Here is a 2,845-nt window from a genome sequence, read left to right as displayed (position 1 = left end):
CGGTGACGGACGCGTCGTAGGCGTCGACCTCGATGCGCGCCTGGTTCAGGTAGTGCTCGACCACGTCGTCGCCGAACGCCGCCCGGGCGATGGTCGATTCGCTGAAGAGCTTGGCGGCCTCACGAAGAGTGGTGGGCAGATGGTCGACCGCGTCCTCGTAGGCGTTGCCGGTGAAACGCTCGGGCAGCGGCAGCTCGTTCTCGATGCCGTACAGGCCACCGGCGATGATCGCCGAGATGCCGAGGTACGGGTTCACGTCTCCGCCGGGCACGCGGTTCTCGACGCGCAGTCCCGATCCCGACCCGACCACGCGCAGAGCGCACGTGCGGTTGTCGATGCCCCACGCGACTCCGGTCGGGGCGAAGCTGCCCTTCGCGAAGCGTTTGTACGAGTTGATGTTGGGTGCGAACAGCAGCGTGAACTCCCGCAGAGTCGCGAGGATGCCGGCGATCCAGTGCTCCATCACCGGACTGAAGCCGTGCTCGCCGTCGCCCGCCATCACGGGAGCGCCCGCCTCGTCGCGCAGCGACAAGTGGATGTGACAGCTGTTGCCCTCGCGCTCGTTGAACTTGGCCATGAAGGTGAGCGACTGCCCGTGCTGCTCGGCGATCTCCTTCGCACCGTTCTTGTAGATCGCGTGCTGGTCGGCGGTCTCGCGCACCTCGGCATAGCGGAATGCGATCTCCTGCTGACCGAAGTTGCACTCGCCCTTCACTCCCTCGCAGTACATCCCGGCGCCGTCCATGCTGTTGCGGATATCGCGCAGCAGCGGCTCCATGCGGGTCGAGGCGAGCAGGTTGTAGTCGACGTTGTAGTCGGTCGCGGGTGTAAGGGCGTCGTACTTGCGCGCCCACGCGTCGCGGTACGTGTTGTCGAAGACGATGAACTCGAGCTCCGTGCCCGAGTACGCGGTCCAGCCCCGCTCGGCGAGGCGGTCGCGCTGGCGATCGAGGATCGCACGCGGCGACGGGCCGACGGGCTCGCCGTTCTGCCAGACGAGGTCGGCCATGACGAGCACCGTGCCGTCGAGCCAGGGGATGTTGCGCAGCGTCTCGGCGTCGGGCTTCAGCACCATGTCGCCATACCCGCGGTCCCAGCCCGACATCGCGTAGCCGTCGACCGTGTTCATGTCGACGTCGACCGAGAGCAGGTAGTCGCACGCCTCGGCGCCGTGAGCCAGGATGTCCTCCTGGAACAGCCGTGCCGACACGCGTTTGCCGACCAGTCGCCCCTGCGCATCCGCGAAGGCCACGATCACCGTGTCGATCTCGCCGGCGGCGATGCCGGCATCCAGCTGTTCGATGCTCAGGTTGCCCGACATCTGACGCTCCGTTCTCGTGCGGTGAAGCGATCGGCCGACCGGCTTCGCCCTCAGAGTAGATCACCTCGTCGTTTAAAGGTAGACGAAACCACCATTGACTGTCACAATCATCCGCAAGGTGCACCCGGCGCCTGCACGCATGCGAACGGAGAGCGGATGTCCCAGCAGAGCAATGAATCCCGCAAGGTTGCCGGAGCGACCTATACACGTGCCGGGAGAGACTATTTCGAGAAACGGACCCTGAAGAGGTCCGCCGGAGTCTGGGGCCTGTGGGGCCTCGCGGTCGCCGCGGTGATCTCGGGCGACTTCTCCGGGTGGAACTTCGGCATCGACTTCGCGGGCTTCGGCGGGATGCTCATCGCCTTCGTGATCCTCGTCGCGATGTACTACGGCATGATCTTCGCGATCGGCGAGATGGCGGCCGCGATGCCGCACACCGGAGGCGCGTACTCCTTCGCCCGCTCGGCCATGGGCCCGTGGGGCGGACTCGTCACCGGCGCCGCCGAGACGATCGAATATGTCGCGACCACGGCGGTGATCGTCTACTTCTCGGCGTCGTATGCCAACGGCATCACGAGCGAGCTGCTCGGCCTCGAGCTTCCCGGGTGGGCCTGGTACCTCATCCTCTACATCGTCTTCATCGCCCTGAACTCCGCGGGGGCTGCGATCTCGTTCCGCTTCGCGATCGTCGTCTCGGTGATCTCGATCGGAATCATCCTGGTGTTCTCGGCGATGGCGCTGTTCTCGGGGGCGTTCTCGTGGGACGCCCTGTGGGACATCGTCCCCGACGAGGGCCAGACCGCGTTCCTCCCCCACGGCGTTCTGCCGATCCTGTTCGCCCTTCCGTTCGCGATGTGGTTCTTCCTCGGCATCGAAGAGCTTCCGCTCGCGGCCGAGGAGTCGCACAACCCGACCCGCGACATCCCGAAGGCCGGCTTCTGGGCCCGCGGCACGCTCATCGTCACCGGCCTCCTGGTACTCTTCCTCAACACCGGAGTCATCGGCGCTGAAGCCACCGGAAAGGCGGGCGAGCCGCTGCTCGACGGGTTCCGCGCGATCGTCGGCGATCAACTCGCCGCCGTGCTCGCGCTGTTCGCGCTGATCGGTCTGCTCGCCTCACTGCAGGGCATCATGTTCGCCTACGGACGCAACATGTACTCGCTCTCCCGTGCCGGGTACTACCCGCGCTTCCTCTCCCTCACCGGAAAACGCCAGACGCCCTGGGTCGCCCTCACGGTGGGTGCAGCCATCGGCTTCGTCGCGCTGATCGTGCTCGACGTGCTCACCGCGGTCGACTCCGAGGGCGCGGGCACCGTGGCCGGTGCGATCGTGCTGAACATCGCCGTGTGGGGCGCGGTCGTCGCCTACGGCCTGCAGCTCGTGTCGTTCATCATCCTGCGCAAGAAGTTCCCGAACGTCGATCGCCCCTACGTCAGCCCGTGGGGCATCCCGGGTGCGGTCATCGCCCTCGTGATCGCCGCACTGATCTTCGTCGGCTTCCTGCTGAACCCGCCGTTCGGCCCG

The 2,845-nt window shown here is 66.4% G+C and carries 2 protein-coding genes; one reads left to right on the top strand and one right to left on the bottom strand.

Going from position 1 to position 2,845, the window contains the following annotated elements; genetic code table 11:
- The coding region (locus tag J7E68_RS08685) for a glutamine synthetase family protein (RefSeq protein WP_215171756.1) at positions 1–1,321 on the bottom strand (1,321 nt) is incomplete at its 3' end.
- A gap of 156 nt (positions 1,322–1,477) precedes the next feature.
- Here J7E68_RS08685 and J7E68_RS08680 point away from each other — a divergent pair.
- A partial coding sequence (locus J7E68_RS08680; protein WP_215171754.1) for an amino acid permease occupies positions 1,478–2,845 on the top strand: 1,368 nt, incomplete at its 3' end.

It is taken from the genome of Microbacterium sp. ISL-103, assembly GCF_018613995.1.
Classification (GTDB): domain Bacteria; phylum Actinomycetota; class Actinomycetes; order Actinomycetales; family Microbacteriaceae; genus Microbacterium.
Note: the sequence above shows the minus strand (reverse complement) of the source record. Positions and strands in the feature narration are given on the sequence as shown.